General features: G+C 70.4%; 15 protein-coding genes. 8 read left to right on the top strand and 7 right to left on the bottom strand.

Annotation, left to right across the window (positions count from 1 at the left end):
* Window positions 1-4: 4 nt before the first annotated feature.
* A complete protein-coding gene (locus AB0I49_RS24805) occupies window positions 5-988 on the bottom strand; it encodes a DUF5937 family protein (protein WP_363229262.1) in 984 nt (327 codons plus the stop codon).
* Between the two features lie 214 nt (window positions 989-1,202).
* On the opposite strand from AB0I49_RS24805, the gene AB0I49_RS24800 reads away from it, so the two are divergent.
* From AB0I49_RS24800 to AB0I49_RS24790, 3 genes are all read left to right on the top strand, one after another.
* Window positions 1,203-1,712, top strand: a complete 510-nt coding sequence (locus AB0I49_RS24800; protein WP_363229261.1) for a MarR family transcriptional regulator — start codon at window positions 1,203-1,205, stop codon at window positions 1,710-1,712.
* 172 nt (window positions 1,713-1,884) lie between these two features.
* The gene (locus tag AB0I49_RS24795; protein WP_363132652.1) at window positions 1,885-2,223 is read left to right on the top strand and encodes a DUF3817 domain-containing protein; all 339 of its coding nucleotides are present in this window, start codon (window positions 1,885-1,887) and stop codon (window positions 2,221-2,223) included.
* Between the two features lie 222 nt (window positions 2,224-2,445).
* A complete protein-coding gene (locus tag AB0I49_RS24790) occupies window positions 2,446-4,146 on the top strand; it encodes a methylmalonyl-CoA mutase family protein (protein ID WP_363229260.1) in 1,701 nt (566 codons plus the stop codon).
* Window positions 4,147-4,202: 56 nt separating this feature from the next.
* Here AB0I49_RS24790 and AB0I49_RS24785 read toward each other — a convergent pair whose 3' ends face one another.
* Window positions 4,203-4,880: a TetR/AcrR family transcriptional regulator gene (locus tag AB0I49_RS24785; protein ID WP_363229259.1), complete on the bottom strand. Its 678-nt coding sequence runs from the start codon at window positions 4,878-4,880 to the stop codon at window positions 4,203-4,205.
* Between the two features lie 308 nt (window positions 4,881-5,188).
* On the opposite strand from AB0I49_RS24785, the gene AB0I49_RS24780 reads away from it, so the two are divergent.
* The 4 genes from AB0I49_RS24780 (at window position 5,189) to AB0I49_RS24765 (ending at window position 9,413) form a co-directional block, all read left to right on the top strand.
* A complete protein-coding gene (locus tag AB0I49_RS24780; RefSeq protein ID WP_363229258.1) occupies window positions 5,189-6,184 on the top strand; it encodes a tetratricopeptide repeat protein in 996 nt (331 codons plus the stop codon).
* 582 nt (window positions 6,185-6,766) lie between these two features.
* On the top strand, window positions 6,767-7,414 hold the full coding sequence (locus AB0I49_RS24775) for a DUF6230 family protein (RefSeq protein ID WP_363229257.1): 648 nt from the start codon (window positions 6,767-6,769) through the stop codon (window positions 7,412-7,414).
* A gap of 120 nt (window positions 7,415-7,534) precedes the next feature.
* Window positions 7,535-8,104: a DUF6114 domain-containing protein gene (locus tag AB0I49_RS24770; RefSeq protein WP_363229256.1), complete on the top strand. Its 570-nt coding sequence runs from the start codon at window positions 7,535-7,537 to the stop codon at window positions 8,102-8,104.
* Window positions 8,094-9,413: a hypothetical protein gene (locus tag AB0I49_RS24765; RefSeq protein ID WP_363229255.1), complete on the top strand. Its 1,320-nt coding sequence runs from the start codon at window positions 8,094-8,096 to the stop codon at window positions 9,411-9,413. The genes AB0I49_RS24770 and AB0I49_RS24765 overlap by 11 nt, the downstream gene beginning before the upstream one ends.
* Window positions 9,414-9,514: 101 nt before the next feature.
* Here AB0I49_RS24765 and AB0I49_RS24760 read toward each other — a convergent pair whose 3' ends face one another.
* The gene (locus AB0I49_RS24760) at window positions 9,515-11,962 is read right to left on the bottom strand and encodes an MMPL family transporter (protein ID WP_363229254.1); all 2,448 of its coding nucleotides are present in this window, start codon (window positions 11,960-11,962) and stop codon (window positions 9,515-9,517) included.
* A gap of 111 nt (window positions 11,963-12,073) precedes the next feature.
* Between AB0I49_RS24760 and AB0I49_RS24755 the strand changes: the two genes are divergently transcribed.
* The gene (locus AB0I49_RS24755) at window positions 12,074-12,775 is read left to right on the top strand and encodes a TetR/AcrR family transcriptional regulator (RefSeq protein ID WP_363229253.1); all 702 of its coding nucleotides are present in this window, start codon (window positions 12,074-12,076) and stop codon (window positions 12,773-12,775) included.
* Between the two features lie 159 nt (window positions 12,776-12,934).
* On the opposite strand, the gene AB0I49_RS24750 is transcribed toward AB0I49_RS24755, so the two are convergent.
* From AB0I49_RS24750 to AB0I49_RS24735, 4 genes are all read right to left on the bottom strand, one after another.
* Complete coding sequence (locus tag AB0I49_RS24750; protein WP_363229252.1) at window positions 12,935-13,957, bottom strand: ThiF family adenylyltransferase; 1,023 nt, start codon at window positions 13,955-13,957, stop codon at window positions 12,935-12,937.
* Complete coding sequence (locus AB0I49_RS24745; RefSeq protein ID WP_363229251.1) at window positions 13,957-15,054, bottom strand: hypothetical protein; 1,098 nt, start codon at window positions 15,052-15,054, stop codon at window positions 13,957-13,959. Before AB0I49_RS24745 ends, AB0I49_RS24750 begins: the two co-directional genes overlap by 1 nt.
* 79 nt (window positions 15,055-15,133) lie before the next feature.
* On the bottom strand, window positions 15,134-16,351 hold the full coding sequence (locus AB0I49_RS24740) for an acyl-CoA dehydrogenase family protein (RefSeq protein WP_363229250.1): 1,218 nt from the start codon (window positions 16,349-16,351) through the stop codon (window positions 15,134-15,136).
* Between the two features lie 174 nt (window positions 16,352-16,525).
* The gene (locus AB0I49_RS24735; RefSeq protein ID WP_363229249.1) at window positions 16,526-16,915 is read right to left on the bottom strand and encodes a hypothetical protein; all 390 of its coding nucleotides are present in this window, start codon (window positions 16,913-16,915) and stop codon (window positions 16,526-16,528) included.
* Window positions 16,916-17,241 lie beyond the last annotated feature (326 nt).

Genomic DNA, 17,241 nt, shown 5'->3' with positions numbered 1-17,241 from the left:
GCCCTCAGCCCCCCTCCGCCAGCGCCGTCCCCAGCGGCGTGCGTTCGTACAGCACGCGCAGCCCGTCGCGGCGGGAACGGAGCAGTCCGGCGGCGCGGAGTACGGACAGGTGGGCCGATACGGACGACGGCGCCAGGCCGTGGCGGTGGGACAGGTCCGTGGTGGCGGCCGGGGTGTCGAGGCCGGCGAGTATGGCGGCGCGGTTGGGGCCCAGGAGGCGGGCCAGGGCGTCGGTCCCCTGGCCCGGCGGTGTCCACAGGGCGCCGATGCCGCGCGCCGGGTAGACCACGGTCGCCTGCCACGGCGGGTCGAAGCCGCTCACGACGTCGGGCCAGACGAAGACGCTGGGCACGAGCATCAGCCCCTCGCCGGTCAGCACCCGCGCATGCCGGGACGGCGACCGGTTCGCCACCGTCAGCACGCCGTCCGCCCAGCTCAGCCGCGGATGCAGGCCCGCGAACAACTGCTCCAGACCGCCGTCGGCCAGCCGCCGCGAGTGGAAGGCGACATCGGCCTCCAGCAGCGCCCGCAGCCGCGGCCAGTGCGGCGCGACCAGCGCGTCCCACACCTGTTCCAGCAGGTCCGCCAGGTCTCGTACGGCCCGCGCCGGATCGTCCAGCAGGGCCCGCCCCCGCGGGCTCCCGGCCGCGCCGGGGGTGTCGGCGAGCGAGCGGGCCAGCTCCGCCCGTACGGTGCGCGGGTCGGCGGCCCGTACGCGCTCCAGCTCGTCGGCGAACGAGGCGAGCGGGCCGGTCGGCGGCGGGCACAGGAAGTCGGGGTTGTAGCCGTGCGGCGGCATCAGCAGCCGGACCGGCGCGAGATCGATCCCGGCCGCCGCCTCCCGCATCCGGCGCAGCCACGGCAGGTGGTAGCCGTGCCGGTCGGGCCGGCTCAGCGTCCGTACGGCCTCCTGCGTCTCCCACAGCGGCGAGATCGCGAACCGGCACCGCAGCAGATCCGCGGCCCCGAACCACATCCGGTACCCCACCCGCCCACCCTCCGCCATGCCCGCGCCGAAAAGCCCCTCGCCGGGTTCCCCGCGGGGACCTCCGCCGGAAGCCCCCTGCCGGAAGCCCCTGCCGAGCAGTCTCGGCCACCCCCTCGGACCACCGTACGAGCGCCGTGCCCCGCGCGCCCGCCGGCCGGGTCCGGAGTCTGGGATGGCAGTGACCAACATATGACCGGCCGGTAGGCTCAGTGGGGTGTCGAAGCCCCTCAGCCTCACGTTCGATCCCATCGCCCGCGCCGACGAACTCTGGCAGGAGCGATGGGGAGCTGTTCCCTCCATGGCCGCGATCACCTCGATCATGCGCGCGCAGCAGATTCTCCTCGGCCAGGTCGACGCCGTCGTCAAGCCGTACGGGCTGACCTTCGCGCGGTACGAGGCGCTGGTGCTGCTGACCTTCTCCAAGGCGGGCGAGCTGCCGATGTCGAAGATCGGCGAGCGGCTGATGGTGCACCCCACCTCCGTGACCAACACCGTGGACCGGCTGGTCAGGTCGGGCCTCGTCGACAAGCGGCCGAACCCGAACGACGGGCGCGGCACGCTCGCCGCCATCACTGAGAAGGGCCGCGAGGTCGTCGAGGGGGCGACCCGCGACCTGATGGCGATGGACTTCGGCCTGGGCGCGTACGACGCGCAGGAGTGCGGCGACATCTTCGCGATGCTCCGCCCGCTGCGGGTGGCCGCGGGTGACTTCGAGGAGAGCTGAGGGGAGGGCCGGGCGGCGGGCCGGCGGCCGGCGTCCGTATCGCACCCCCGGCCGCAAGATCGCCTGGAACGTGCGGTTACGCTCGACTCCATGCGGCAGTCTCCCGGGGCCCTTCCCCCGGGCTCCCGGCCGGGACGAGGCCGCCCTTAGACGGCAAGGCGAGGGAACCCCAGTGAAACGAAGCGTGCTGACCCGCTACCGCGTGATGGCCTATGTCACCGGCGTGCTGCTGGTCCTCCTGACTCTCGGCTGCATCGCCAAGTACCTGCTGGGCATGGACGGTGCCGCGGACTTCACCAAGGTCGTCGCCATCGCGCACGGCTGGCTCTACGTCCTCTACCTGATCTTCGCCTTCGACATGGGCTCCAAGGCCAGGTACCCGTTCGGCAAGCTCATCTGGGTGCTGATCGCCGGCACCATCCCGACCGCCGCCTTCTTCGTCGAGCGCAAGGTCGCGCGGGAGCTCGCGCCCCTGGTGGCGGACGACTCCGCCGAGCCCGCCAAGGTCTGACGCCGCCCCGGCACCGCCCGCCGCGACCCGCCGCCGCCCCGACGCCTCTTGTGTTCGGGGCGGTCTTGCGCGACCATTTACTAGGACGTCCTAGTAAATCTGCGTGCGGCCGCCGGCCGCCGACGTCATGAAGCCGATGTCACGGAGCCGCTATCCCAGAGGCGGCGTCACAGAGGCGGCGTCACAGACTCGCGCCGGGGCGCGGAGAGGCGAAGAGACCGCATGGATGCACAGGAGATCGAGGCAGGGCGCAGCCGCTGGCAGGCCCGCTACGACAAGGCGCGCAAGCGCGACGCGGACTTCTCGACCCTGTCCGGCGACCCGGTCGAGCCCGTCTACGGACCCGCGCCCGGCGATTCCTACGACGGATTCGAGCGGATCGGCTGGCCCGGCGAGTACCCCTTCACCCGCGGCCTGCACCCCACCGGCTACCGCGGCCGGACGTGGACCATCCGCCAGTTCGCCGGGTTCGGCAACGCCGAGCAGACCAACGAGCGCTACAAGATGATCCTCGCCGCGGGCGGCGGCGGGCTCTCCGTCGCCTTCGACATGCCCACCCTCATGGGCCGCGACTCGGACGAGCCGAAGTCCCTCGGCGAGGTCGGCCACTGCGGCGTCGCGATCGACTCCGCCGCCGACATGGAGGTCCTCTTCAAGGACATCCCCCTCGGCGACGTCACCACCTCCATGACCATCAGCGGCCCGGCCGTCCCCGTCTTCTGCATGTACCTGGTCGCCGCCGAGCGCCAGGGCGTCGATCCGGGCGTCCTCAACGGCACGCTCCAGACGGACATCTTCAAGGAGTACATCGCCCAGAAGGAGTGGCTCTTCCAGCCCGAGCCGCACCTGCGCCTCATCGGCGACCTGATGGAGCACTGCGCGCGCAGCATCCCGGCCTACAAGCCGCTGTCCGTCTCCGGCTACCACATCCGCGAGGCCGGGGCGACGGCCGCGCAGGAGCTCGCCTACACCCTCGCCGACGGCTTCGGCTACGTCGAACTGGGCCTCTCCCGCGGCCTCGACGTCGACGCCTTCGCCTCCGGCCTCTCCTTCTTCTTCGACGCCCACGTCGATTTCTTCGAGGAGATCGCCAAGTTCCGCGCCGCCCGCCGCATCTGGGCCCGCTGGATGAAGGAGGTCTACGGCGCCAAGACCGACAAGGCGCAGTGGCTGCGGTTCCACACCCAGACCGCCGGCGTCTCGCTGACCGCGCAGCAGCCCTACAACAACGTGGTCCGCACCGCCGTGGAGGCCCTCGCCGCGGTGCTCGGCGGCACCAACTCGCTGCACACCAACGCCCTCGACGAGACCCTGGCCCTCCCCTCCGAGCAGGCCGCCGAAATCGCCCTGCGCACGCAGCAGGTGCTGATGGAGGAGACCGGCGTCGCCAACGTCGCGGACCCGCTGGGCGGCTCCTGGTACATAGAGCAGCTCACCGACCGCATCGAGGCCGACGCCGAGAAGATCTTCGAGCAGATCAGGGAGCGCGGCGCCCGCGCGGTGCCGGACGGACAGCACCCCATCGGCCCGATCACCAGCGGCATCCTGCGCGGCATCGAGGACGGCTGGTTCACCGGCGAGATCGCCGAATCCGCCTTCCGCTACCAGCAGTCCCTGGAGAAGGGCGACAAGCGCGTCGTCGGCGTCAACTGCCACCACGGCTCGGTGACGGGCGACCTGGAGATCCTCCGCGTCAGCCACGAGGTCGAGCGCGAGCAGGTCCGTACGCTCACCGGCCGCAAGGCCGCGCGCGACGACGCGCGGGTCACCGCCACCCTCGCCGCGCTGCTGACCGCCGCCCGCGACGGCTCGAACATGATCGAGCCCATGCTGGAGGCCGTACGGGCGGAGGCGACGCTCGGCGAGATCTGCGAGGCGCTGCGCGAGGAGTGGGGGACGTACACGGAGCCCGCGGGCTTCTGAGCGCTACGGGCCGCACGGGCGTCGTAACGTCATAACGGGCGTACGTACGCCGCTCGTCAAGCGCCGGGCGCGTCCGGCGGCCGCGGCGGGGCCGCCCCCAGGCCCGCCATCAGCAGGGCGGTGAAGGTGCGCGCCCAGTCGGTGTCCACCGGCTCGGCGCTCACCAGGGCGCGGTGCACCACCGCGCCCGCGATGACGTCGAAGATCAGGTCCGCGTTGCGGGCCGCCGCCGCGGGGTCCTCCTCGTACGGCAGCTCGCCGCGGGCCTGCGCGCGCTCCCGGCCGAGCAGGACGAGCGTCTTCTGCCGCTCGACGATGGCCGAGCGGATACGGGCCCGCAGCGCGTCGTCGCGGGTGGACTCGGCGACGACGGCCATCAGGGCCGTCTTGGTCTCCGGGAGCTCCAGCAGGGCGGCGAAGCGCAGCACCACGCCCTCCACATCGGCCTGGAGGCTGCCGCGGTCCGGCAGGTCGAGATGCTCGTCGAAGAGGGCCGCGACCGCGTCGACGACCAGTTCGTTCTTGCCCGCCCAGCGGCGGTAGAGGGTGGTCTTGGCGACCCCGGCGCGCGCGGCGACGTCCCCCATGGTGAGCTTGGACCAGCCGAGTTCGACGAGCGCCGCCCGCGTGGCGGCCAGGATCGCCAGATCGGCTTCGGCGCTGCGCGGGCGGCCCGGCCGGCCGGTGGGCCCCGGCCCGCCGGCCGGGCTCCTGCGGCCGGCTGGGGGATTCATGGCGGCGACCTTACCGCCGAGTAGCCCGCTTCCCCAGAGACCATCGTCCGTGAGTGAGATCACGGATGGGCCCTGTTGCCGGGTCGATCGTTCCAGTTACGCTACGAGGCGTAGCGAAAGAGCGACAGCCGCGGGCGCCAGGGTGGGGACCCGGCGCCGATCGAGGGCCCCACGGGGGCGTTTTCCAGACTTTTCGGCCGAGTTCGACCGTATGCCCCGCAAACCGGCGGGGGGCTGCGAGCGGGCCCGGTCCGTGCATTGCGCAACTTGCTTTACCGATCGCCTGGCGAAAGGGGGAGGATAGACCCATGCAGCCACGGAATATGTCCATGAGTGGAGTGGTCGACCTCGCCGCGGTGAAGGCGGCCGGGGAAGCGAAGCAGAAGGCGGAGCAGACACGCGCCGAAGCCGCGCGCAACGGCGGTGACGCCGGAGCGGCCGGGGCCGCCCGTTTGATCTTCGACGTCGACGAGGCGGGTTTCGAGCAGGAGGTGCTGCAGCGCTCCGCCGAGGTGCCGGTCGTCATCGACTTCTGGGCCGAGTGGTGCGAGCCGTGCAAGCAGCTGAGCCCGCTGCTGGACCGGCTGGCCGGCGAGTACGCCGGGCGCTTCGTTCTCGCCAAGATCGACGTCGAGGCGAACCAGCTGCTCTTCCAGCAGTTCGGCGTGCAGTCCATCCCCGCCGTGTTCGCGGTGGTGGCCGGGCAGGCGCTGCCGCTGTTCCAGGGTTCCGCGCCGGAGGCGCAGATCCGGCAGGTGCTGGACCAGCTGATCCAGGTCTCCGAGCAGCGGTTCGGGATCGTCGGCGCGCCGATCGACCCTGCGGCGGCCGCCGGTGACCAGGGTGGTGAGCAGGGCGCCGCCGAGGCGCCCGAGCAGCCCGCGGGCCCGTACGACAGCGCGCTCGGCGCGGCGCACCAGGCGCTGGACGAGGGCGACTTGAGCGGCGCGATCCAGGCGTACAAGAACGTGCTCTCGGACGACCCCGGCAACGAGGAGGCCAAGGCGGGGCTGGCCCAGGCCGAACTGCTGCGGCGGGTGCAGGACCTGGACCCCCAGCAGGTGCGCAGGACCGCCGCCGAGTCCCCGGCGGACGCTGCGGCCCAGATCGCCGCAGCCGACCTCGACCTGGTCGGCGGGCATGTCGAGGACGCCTTCGGCCGGCTCATCGACACGGTCAAGCGCACGGCGGGCGAGGACCGCGAGGCCGCCCGGCTCCGGGTGCTGGAGCTGTTCGAGGTGATCGGCGCCGACGACCCTCGGGTCACGGCAGCCCGGATGGCGCTCTCCCGAGCGTTGTTCTGACCACTCCTGTCCCACCCCTGTCTCAAACAGTGCAGCGGCCGCGCTTTACCAAAACTTGGTAAACGCGGCCGCTGTTACTCGCAGTAAGTGAACTTCGGTGTTCTGGCCGGATTTTTGCGATTTCTCCGTTTCTTTCCGACCAGTTCACGGCAACGGTCGGTGCCCGCTCGATGGCGGTCGGTCGAGCATTGTTGATCTGTCCGTTACTCGCTAGTAACGAGCCCCTTGTGCCTCGGCCGGGAATGGACCACGATCGGCCAAGCTCGGTCCATTCCCGAAGCCCGGCAGCCGGTCGGCGCGTTGGGGCGTGGGTCCCCACCGGGCGGCCGGCGGCGCCGCCACCGGTCAGTGGACAGGGGGGTCTCCGCCGCCATCGGCGGGGCCTGTCCAGCAGGTTGCGCGGGAGCGCGGCCAGTGGTTGTCGCTCGGGGGTGATCGCCAATGGATTCGGAGCGCGGTGCGCGCCTTCGATGACGGCGTTCTCCTTCCCGAGGACGTAGCACTTCTCCCATCCCGGATCACGGCCAGGCCCCAAGTGGCCCGGCCCGTACCGGAGATGTACGTCCGAGAAGGAGGAAAGTCATGGAGTCCCTGGCTCGTGGCGGGACCAGATGGCGGCGGTTCGCCGTCGTCATGGTGCCGAGCGTCGCCGCTACGGCCGCGATAGGAGTCGCCCTCTCACAGGGGGCGCTCGCGGCCTCATTCAGTGTGTCGGGACAGCAGTTCAAGGTCACGGCCAAAGAGCTCAACGGCAAGGGGTTCGTCCAGTACGGAGCTGTTGACACGAACAGCTCGGACGACAAGAAGCCGGTCGCGGTGGTCGGCTTCGACTCGGCATATATCACCGGCCTCTGCCAGTCAGTGTCCGTCCCGGTGCCGCTCTTCGGCGACTTCACGATGAGGCTCGATGCGGGTCCGGGCCCGAGCAAGCAACAGCAGGTCTACGCCAAGACGCTCTACATCGACGCCGACGACCTGCACGCCGACGCGGAGTTCAAGAACATCGACATCGGTGTGGACGTGGACAAGTCCCAGAAGGGCCCCGGACCGTCGGCGGGCGACAAGGCGCAGAAGAAGTACCAGCCCGGTTCGTTCGCCCAGCAGGCCGACAAGGTGAAGTTCACCAACGTCCAGCAGCGTGCCTGGGCGACCACGGCCGGCACGTTCAGGCTGAGCGGGCTGCACATGGCCGTCAGCAAGGGCAACGGCGCCGAGTGCTACAAGGACTGATGTCCTGAGTGGCTGGGTGCGGAGTGACGGTCGTCCCTCCGCGCCCGGACGCCGACCGCCGTCGAGCCGGTACTTCGGTTCGCGTACCACCGATTCGCCAGTCCTGAGGAGCTGTACGACATGAGCGCCGACACGCGATCGCGGCTGACCGACACACTCGGCCGGAAGCGCCGATCGTTCCGGGGATGGCGCGGACAACGCCCCTTCTGGGGCGGCCTGCTGACGCTGCTGGCCGGTGTCCCGATCATGTACGTCCCTTATCAGAATCTCACCCTCGGTTCGCTGACCATCCGACTGGCCACCACGGCGGGCGCCGGGTCGTTGATCATCGGCATTCTGCTGATCGTGCTCGGTCTGACCATGTGGTTCCAGCCCCAGTCGAGAGTGTTCGCCGGTGTCGCGGCGATCCTGCTGGCACTGGTCTCCCTGGTCGTCTCGAACTTCGGGGCCTTTCTGATCGGCTTCCTCCTGGGACTCATAGGCGGTGCGCTCGGGGTGTCCTGGGTGCCCGGCATCAAACCGGCGCGCAAGTCGCCGTCCGAGCCGACCGCCGAGATGAGCGCCGACGACGGTGAACAGCACACGGGAACGCAGCCCGCTGAGGGCGGAGAGAACACCGGAAAGGGCGGTTCCCTGGGCGGTGACCTGCCGGGGGCGAGCCCGATGAACGGGAGGTACCGTGCCGCCTGATGAGGAACAGGACGGGCGAGGCGCAGAGGCCGCCGCCGGCCGGGGCAGAACCGGTCCGCGGCACGCCGCGCCGAGGAAGACGCTGCTGACTCGGTTCCACGTGCCCGCGGGCAAGGCGATCGCCATCGCCGCGATGCCCAGCGCGGTGTTGATGGGCCTGGGCTTCACGCCCCAGCTGGCCCAGGCCAAGCCGCTGCCGAAGAATCCGTTCCAGGACGGGCCGTGCGTCACGGCACCGGACCAGAAGACGGACGACGACGGTAAGGATAAGAAGGACGACAAGTCCAAGGACGATGGCAAGTCCGAAGACGGTAAGTCCAAGGACGACAAAGCCAAGGGTGACCAGGGCAAGGGCAAGCCCAAAGGCGAGAAGACGGTCACCGGCAAGGTCGACACCGTTCCGTCCCCGAGCGCCTCCGGCGACAAGGAGGCCAAGGGCAAGGCCGAGGACACGAGTCCGTCCCCCTCTTCCCCCAGCGCCACCCCGTCGCCGTCCGCCACCCACAACCCTCTCGACCCGCTGGGCCTCGGCGACAAGATCAAGGACCTCATCAACGGGGGCCACGGCAAGAACGCGGGCAAGCCCGCGCAGCCGTCCACGCCGACCCCCACGGCCACCCCGACGACCGGCGGGAATTCCGCGGCGGGCCAGAAGCCCGCAGGTGAGGAACCTTCTCCCGACAAGGTTTCCGGTGATTCGTCATCCGACAAGGCCGGTAAGGATGAGAAGAAGGACGACGAGAAGGCCGACCAGAAAGACCCCTCGGCCACTCCTTCTCCCGACCTCACCCCCACCCCAACTCCCACCACCACGCCGGACGCCGACGGCAAGAAGCCGTACCCCTGCGTCGTGGAGAAGAAGTCCGGCGGCAAGGACGAGCAGACGCCCGTAGGGCTGCCGAATCAGCCGTGGACCCTGAAGTCCGACCTCATCACCATGCACAACCTCAAGTACCACGGCGTGGTGAACCTCCGGACGGCCGACGGTCGGACCAAGCAGGCGCTGAAGTTCACGATGGACTCGGCGACCATTCGGAACCTCGACCAGACGGCCGATCAGGGCGTGGGCGGCAAGAGGACGTACGTACGCGGCGGAAAGGGGACCACCTCCACCATCGATGGAGGGGTCACCATGTACACGGAGAGCCTGAAAGGGAATCTCTTCGGGCTGCTTCCCATCACCTTCACGCCCGACTTTCCCCCGCCCATCACGCCGCCGGAGATCTTCTTCACCGACTTCACCGCCATCCAGGCCGGCCAGTTCGGCGGCACGCTGCGCATCCCGGGGCTGCACAGCGGCATGGAGTGACCGCGGGCCCCAGGGCCGTGCGCGCGGCCGTACGAAAAGTGCCGGGAAACGCCACCCACGACGTTCCCCGGCACTCGTATGTCACTTCCCCCCGGTGCGTACTACCGGGCCCCGGTACGTACCGGCTCCGCCGAGCCGTCTTCCGTACCGCCTTCCGTACCGCCTTCCGTGCCGGCGTCCGGTGCCGGCGCCGAGCCCTCCGCCGTCACCGGAGCGGCGGCGAAGCGGCGGCCGGGCATCCACCAGTTCCAGCGGCCCATCAGGCGCATGGCCGCCGGTACGAGCAGCAGGCGTACGAGCGTGGCGTCGAGGAGGATGGCTATCGCCATGCCGAACCCGAGCTGCTGCATGGGGACGATGCCGGTGAAGCCGAAGGAGCCGAAGACCGCGACCATCAGCAGCGCGGCGCCGGAGATCAGCGGCGCCGTGCGGGTCAGGCCGCGGGCGACCGAGACGGTGTTGTCGCCGGTGGCCAGGTACTCCTCGCGGACCCGGCCGAGCAGGAAGACCTCGTAGTCCGTGCTGAGGCTGAACAGCAGCGCCAGCAGCAGCACCGGCACGAAGTTCTGGAGGTAGTTGGTCTTCTCGAAGCCGAGCAGGTCGGTGCCGAAGCCGTGCTGGAAGACGAGGACGAGGACGCCGTAGGTCGCGCCGATCGACACCAGGTTCATGGCGATGGCCTTGAGCGGGAGCAGCAGCGAACGGAACGTCAGCAGCAGCACCACGTACACGGCGACGAGCATGAGCAGGATGACGGCCGGCAGCTTGTCCTGGATGACGCGGTTGGCGTCGATGCCCTCGGCGGTCTCGCCGCCGACCACGGCGTGCAGCGGCCCGGTCAGCTTCCGCGTCTCGTCCTGCACCTGCGTGAGCAGTGTGCGCGCGGCGTCGCCGGCGGCGCGGTCGTCCATGATCACTTCGAGGACGGTCTTGCGGTCGTCCGCCGCCGCGAAGTGCCGGACGGTGTCGCGGGCGTCCGCGGGCAGCCGGCCCAGGACCGAGCCGTTGAGCGCGGCGAAGGGCTTGTCGGGGGAGGCGGTCCGCAGCGTGCCGACGGCCGAGTCGACCCGTACGACGTGCGGGAGCTTGCGCAGCCGGTCGCTGAGCCCCACCACCTGCGCCGCCTGGTCCGTCTCGCCGAGCGGGCGGTCGGAGGCGACGACCACCTGGATCGGGGAGGTCTGGCCGACGCCGAACGCGTCCTGCACATGGTCGTAGCCGACCCGTACGGGCGAGGAGCTGGGCAGGATGCGCGCGTCGGGGGAGAAGGTGCGCAGCTGGGCGGCGGGTGCGGCCAGCGCGATCAGTACCACGGCGCTGCCCGCGAGGAAGAGCACGGGGCGTCCCATGACCCGCAGGGCGATGCGGTACCAGCGGCTGGACTCCTCGTTCTCCGGGCCGGTGCGGCCGCCGCTCAGCCACCGCGGCAGGCGCACCCGGCCGGCGTTGATCCGTTCGCCCAGCAGGTGCAGGAGGACCGGCAGGAAGAGCACGGCGGTCAGTACGGAGAAGGCGACCACGACGATGGAGCCGAGGGCGATGGAGAGGATGACGTTGAGGTCGATCAGGAACAGGGTGCACATCGCCAGGACGACGGTGATGCCGGAGGCGATGACGGTGTGCCCGGAGGTGCGCAGCGTGGCGGCCACGGCGGCTTCGACGGACTGGCCGCCGGCGAGCTGTTCCTTGAACCGGGTGACCATGAAGAGCGAGTAGTCCACTCCGACGCCGAGCCCCAGCATGGTGGCGGCGTTCTCGACGAAGACCGAGAGCTCGTAGTGCTGGGCCACCGGGGAGAGCAGGCCGAGGGTGAAGACGATGGCGCTGACCCCGACCGCCAGCGAGACCAGGGCGGCGACCACGCTGCGGAAGAGCAGCAGCAGAATGATGATGATCAGCGGCATGGTGATCAGCTCGGCCTTCATCAGGCTCTGCTGGCTCAGATCGTTGACCTCGCCCCAGAACGACGACGGGCTCACCAGGGAGACGTCCATGCCCTGCGGTCCGAAGCGGTCCGACAAATCCTTCTGGATCTTGGGGAGTTCGCGGCGGGCGGTGCCGTCGTCGAGCGAGAGGGCCACCGAGTCGATGGCCGTCCGCTTGTCCTTGCCCACGTAGGCGGAGCGGTTCTGCGGCGAGAGGGTCGTCCAGCCGTAGCTGTCCGTCGCCTTCAGCTGGGGATCGGCGATCACCTCTTTGGCCACGGCCCGTACGCGCTTCTCGAACTCCGCGGAGTCGGCGCGGTGCTGCTTGTCGTGCATGACCAGGGTGACCGTGGTCGCGCCGCGGCCCTTGAAGCCGTTTTCGAGCTCGGCCGCGGTCCGGGTCGAGTCGGCCCCGGCCGCGTACCACCCGCCGCCGCTGAGCGAGTTCGCGATGGACATCGCCCCCAGCCCGCACACCGCCAGTGCCACGAGCCACACCCCGAGGAGCGGCCACCGTGCCCGGCCGATCAGCCGGGACGCGCGGGCGGCGAGGTCCGGGCGCGGTGGCCCGTCCGCGGCGCCGCCATCCGCGGGCGCGGGTGTGGTGGAGAGCTGTTTCGACATGTGAGGGCTCCCAGAGCCTGGAGGGATCGGGCGGCAGTGGGGGATAGTGGCAAGTGGAAATACTCTGAGTCGAATAGCGACTCTCAGTCGGTGAGTATCCTTGGGGGCACTATGGCAGTCAAGTCCAGACGTGAGGAATACGCGGCCCTCACCCGCGCCGCGCTCTTGGAGGCGGCTTCGGGCCTGTTCGCGGAGAAGGGGTTCGACGCCACCTCCATCGACGACCTCGCCGCGGCGGCGCGGGTCAGCAAGGGCGCCGTCTACCACCACTTCGCGGACAAGCGGGCCATCTTCGACGAGGTGTTCCGGGTCGCCCAGCAGGAAGCCATCGAGCAGGTGCTGACGGCCGCGCTGACCGGCCCGGGAGCGGGCGGCACACCGTGGGACGTGGCGTCCGAGGCGGTGCGGGCGTTCCTGCGCGGCTATGTGACCGACGAGAACAAGCGGTCGCTGCTGCGACAGTCCGCCGAGGTCCTCGGCGTGCGGCGGTGCCGCGAGATCGACGAGGAACTGGCGCTGCCTCATATGAAGGGGCTGCTGGAGACCGTACGGGCGCGTGGCGAGCTCCGGCCCGTGTCGCTGGACGCGACGGCCGTCGTCGTCTTCGGCACCCTCTGCGAGGCGGCCACGTCGGTGGCCTTCGCGCGCAACCCCACCGAGACGTGTCAGGAAATGTCGGTCGTGGTCGGGCACATGCTGGACGGCCTGCGCAAGTCGCCGGATATGCCGGAGACCCCGGATGCACCGGAGACGCCGGAGACGTCGGAGGCGCCGGATGCACCGGAGACGCCGGAAGCATCGGATACGCCGTAGACATCAGCCTGACGCGCGTCGTGCCCGGCGTCGTACGGTCGGGTAGCGCATAGCACCCGGCGTACGGGCCTCAAGAAGCGCGCGGCGGGCCGGGCGGGGCGTCATCGTGTGACGGGCCCGCCCGGCCCTCTGCCGGGTGCGGCTCCCTGTCGGGGGAGGTCAGGAAGCCGCTTCGGGGCCCCGGCCGTTTCGGGCCGCGTCGCTCGCGGCGCGGTTGCGCGTCGCCAGCTTGCGCAGCCCCCCGATGAGCACGAGCGGCCGTTCCAGCTCCGCTGCCAGTCGGCGGGGCAGCGGGCGGGTGGCGCTGTGCGCGTTGACGGCGACGTTGCGCTTGACCGGCGCCCCGGAGAGGATCTCCGTGGTCATCCGGGCGGTGAGCGCGCCGAACAGCAGCGACGCGTAGACGAGCTGCGGCACGCTGTAGCCGTCCTCGCCCAGGTGCTCGCGCGCGTTCTTGAGCATCTCCAGCGGGATGAACCGGGTGGGGATCACGCGGAAGAGCAGCGTCCAGATGACCGCGTGATCGACCTGGTGCGCCGTGACCCGGCCGTCGAAGGGCAGCGATCCCGCGCGCCGGTAGTCGTAGAACCGGATGTACTGGGTGCCGGCCATGTCGTACCCCGTGAGCACGGGGACGCGGGCCCGCGCCGCGGCGCGGTGCAGCGCGAACTTGGCCTGCCAGCCCGAGCGTTCGGTGACGTCGACGCCGTCGATGACCACCGAGCACTCCGCGACCAGCTTGTCCGCGTTCTCCTCGGTGATGCCCTCCAGTACGGTCTCGGCCTCGGCGTGCGGGTTGATGGCCCGTACGCGCTCGGCGGCCACCTCCGCCTTGTGGCGGCCGATGTCGGCGAAGGCGGCGTGCTGCCGGTTGAGGTTGTTCAGCTCGAAGCTGCCGGTGTCGGCCATGACGAACCGCTGCACGCCGATACGGACCAGCGGCTCCACGGCGGCCCCGCCGGTCGATCCGCAGCCGGCGATCAGCAGCCGGGCCTGGCCGAGCCGCTGCTGGGCGGCGGCGGAGATGAAACCGCGGTTCCGCTCGGTGAATTCCGCGTAGAACGCGTCGCGGTCCGCGGCGGAGGCCGCCGGGGCGGCAGGCTCCGCCACGGCCTCGGGCACTCCGGACACCTCAGGCACCTCGGGCACCTCGGGCACCTCGGATATCGAAGTCTCGGTCATTACGCCGCCACCTCGATGTGCCGCACCGAGCCGGAGAGTTCGGACAGCAGATCCCGTACGGCCTTGAACGGCGCCTCCGCCGCGGCGGCCCGCTGGACCACGGCGCTGCGGTGGACCGTCTCCTCCGGCGAGGGGAGATGCGCGAGGAAGGGGTACACCTTCTCGCGGGTGACATACATGGGGTGCATGAGCTCCTTCAGGCCGAGGCGCGGCGTCGTCCCGTCCAGCAGATGGACATCGAGGCCCAGGAGAACCAGATGGCGCAGCGCCACATGCTTCTCCACATCGCCGATCAGCATTCTGGTGGTGTGGCGCTCCTGGCAGAGAATTCCCGAGATGCCTGCCAGCAGTCCCAGCATGACCCGCAGCCGCATGGTGCGGTCGGTGAGCGAGTGCGCCTGCACGAAGCGCTTCACTTCCCGTACGGAGTGCGTGGTCATGCCGTCGGAGGGCTGGAGCAGCGACAACAGGCGCAGATTGTGGGCCTGTTCGCAGGGGAACAGCCTGCGGTCCGGGGCGTCCAGGGGGCGCGGGGCGTGGTCCTCGCTGTGCGCGAGCGAGACATAGCCGAGGATGCGGCCGGTCTCCTGGTCGGTCGTGATGACATGGACGTCGGACCGGTGAATTCCCTGTACGGGTTCGCAGAAGAGCGAGTTGTCGAAGACGATGTCCTCGCTCGCGTAGCCCGCCCGCAGGTATTCGGAGAGCCGGAAGCCGGCCAGGCCCAGGAGATAGCGCTCGGGTATGGCCTCGGTGGGCGCGGCCGTCGTGATGACGCCCTTGCCGTGGGCGGCCCGGTAGACATAGGAGTCGGTGCGGTGCAGCCGTCCGGCCAGGCCGCCGAAGCTGAGCCTGCTGTGCAGCCGGAGGATGTCCTCTATGTAGCGGCGGCGCACCCCGCTGCCGGGCCCGGCAGCGTCATCGGACCGTGCGTCGGGCCCGGCGGGAGCGGCCGGCGCTTCGGGGGCGGCGGGAACAGCGGGCCCGGCCGGTTCGGCGGGTACGGCCGCCGGGGAGTCCTCGGTATCGGCGGGAAGGCCCAATGGCACGAGCCAGGGGTGGGCAGAGCCGGCCGCCGGCGGAGTCGTCGTGGTCATTTGGTGCTCCTCACGTTGGCGGGGAGAACGGGGAGAACGGGGCGAACGGCAGAAGCGGCGAGCGTCGCGGCGCCGGTGCTCAGAAGTCGTCCTCCGCGTACAGGGCCTCGGTGATGGCCAGGGCGAGCACCTCGGGCGTGCCCTCGTAGATGCGGGCGCCGAAGGATTCCCGTACGAACTTCTCCATGCCGTTCTCGCGCAGGTAACCGCGCGCGCCCATGAGGGACATGGCCTCCTGCGCCACCTCGATGGCGACGCGGTCGGCGAAGAGCTTCGCGGTGGCGGGCTCGTACGTGGGAGCGGGGATCTCGGTGTCCGCCGCCTGCGCCGCCTTGAGGTACATCAGCCGGGAGGCTTCGACCTTCGACGCCATCTCGGCGAGCTTGCGGGCGGTGAACTGGTGCTGGTGGAGCGGCACGCCGCCCTGGACGCGCTCGGCGCACCAGTCCTTGGCCAGGTCGAAGGCGCCGCGGGCGACGCCCGTGGAGATCGCGGCGACCGTGGCCCGCGCCATGTTCATCTGCTGGATGTTGATGAGCATGCCGTTGCCCTCGCCGCCGACGACGTTCTCGGCGGGGACCCGGACGTTGTCGAACAGCAACTCGCTGCCCAGGCAGGCGCGGTAGCCCAGCTTGTCGGCGACCGGGCCGCGGGTGACGCCGGGGGAGTCCAGCGGCACGATGAACGCGGTGAGGCCGGTGGCGCCGGGGTGGCCCTCGATGTTGGCGTACACGCTGCCGAACTCCGCGAGCCGGGCGTTGGTGATGAACCGCTTGCGGCCGGTCAGCAGGTAGCTGTCGCCGTCCCGGCGGGCCTGCACCACATCGGTGGCGTGCTCGGCGTTCTCCGGGATCAGCAGGTCGCAGCCGGCCTGGTCCTCGGTGATCGCGTTGCAGGCCAGAACCGGGTTGTCGCCGGAGAACAGCGGCAGGAACCGGGCCTGGAGGTGCGGGTCGCTGGAGAGCAGTACCGGGGCCTGGCCCAGCAGCGTCGCGCCGAATATGAGGGCGGTGCCGGCGCAGGCCGCCGCGATCTCCTCCAGGGCCACCGCCACGCCGAGCACGCCCAGCCCCAACCCGCCGTACTCCTTGGGGACCACCAGGCGCAGCAGGCCGGCCTCGTGCCCGAGGCGCACCAGCTCCCAGTCGAAGTCCTCGGCCGGCGCGCGGTCGTTGTCGGCGACCCGGGGTCGTACGTCCTTGTCGACGAACTCCCGGATGCGCTCCCGCAGTTCCTGGATCTGCGGCGGTTCCGCGAGGAAGTCGACGGGGGCGCTCTGGAATGCAGTGTCGGTCATTGCTATCCGTTCATTGTTCCTGGGCATGCCGAGGGCAGGCCTGGTGCTGTGCCGTGCGGAACCGTCGGCGTGGTGCCGCATGGAAGGGCTGGTCGTGGCGTCCGGCGCGGGGCCGGGCTCACGTGAAAGCGGTACGGGCGCGGGTCCGTGGAAGCGGTACGGGCGCGGGGCCGGTCAGACGGGCAGGCCCTCGTCGGCGGCGATCTGGGGGTACTGGTCGAATGCGGGCTGGAGCAGGGGCACGAATTCCAGCACCTTGGACACGCTGCCCTTGATGCGCACCTTTCCGGTGGCGAGCGCCACCGGCATCAGCAGCTTGCCGAGCCAGAGGCTGTGGGCGGTGTCGCTGGTCATCTTGATGCGGATGGCGGCGGGCGCCGGGGGAGCGCCGAGGTGCACTCCGTCGGGCGTGACGAAGAGTTCGACGTCGGGCTTCACCTGGATGAGGTGCAGCGAGATCCCCGACTCGCGCATGCGCTGGGTGAAGGTCTCGTCCTTGAGCAGGATGTTGAACAGTTCGCTGAAGACGCGGACCGCTTTTTCCGAGGACTCGAATACGGGCACGGGTGGAACTCCTTACGGGCATGGGACGGTGCGGCCGGGCGCGGGCCCGGCCTGAAACGGCCTGTTGTACCGGGACGCGACACGCGCCCCGGCGAACGGGCATTGCGAAATGGCGTGAACAGCGCACGCGGCAAGGCCGCTACGGCCGTTCACATACGGCGGTTTCGGAAATAGGCGTGATGGCCGGCGGCCCCGGCATGGAAATCCGGCGCCGCGCGGCGAAAGGTCGGCGAAGTGACCGCGGGCGGCGTCGAGTTGCCGCCGCGGGCGAGAGCGGATTAGAGAAGTGAGCTATAGGTGCGACGGCGTGGCGCGGGGGGCGTCGG

Origin of the sequence: Streptomyces sp. NPDC050617, from assembly GCF_040654795.1 — a bacterium.
In the GTDB taxonomy this organism is placed as follows: domain Bacteria; phylum Actinomycetota; class Actinomycetes; order Streptomycetales; family Streptomycetaceae; genus Streptomyces.
This window is presented reverse-complemented; position numbering and strand designations above follow the sequence as displayed.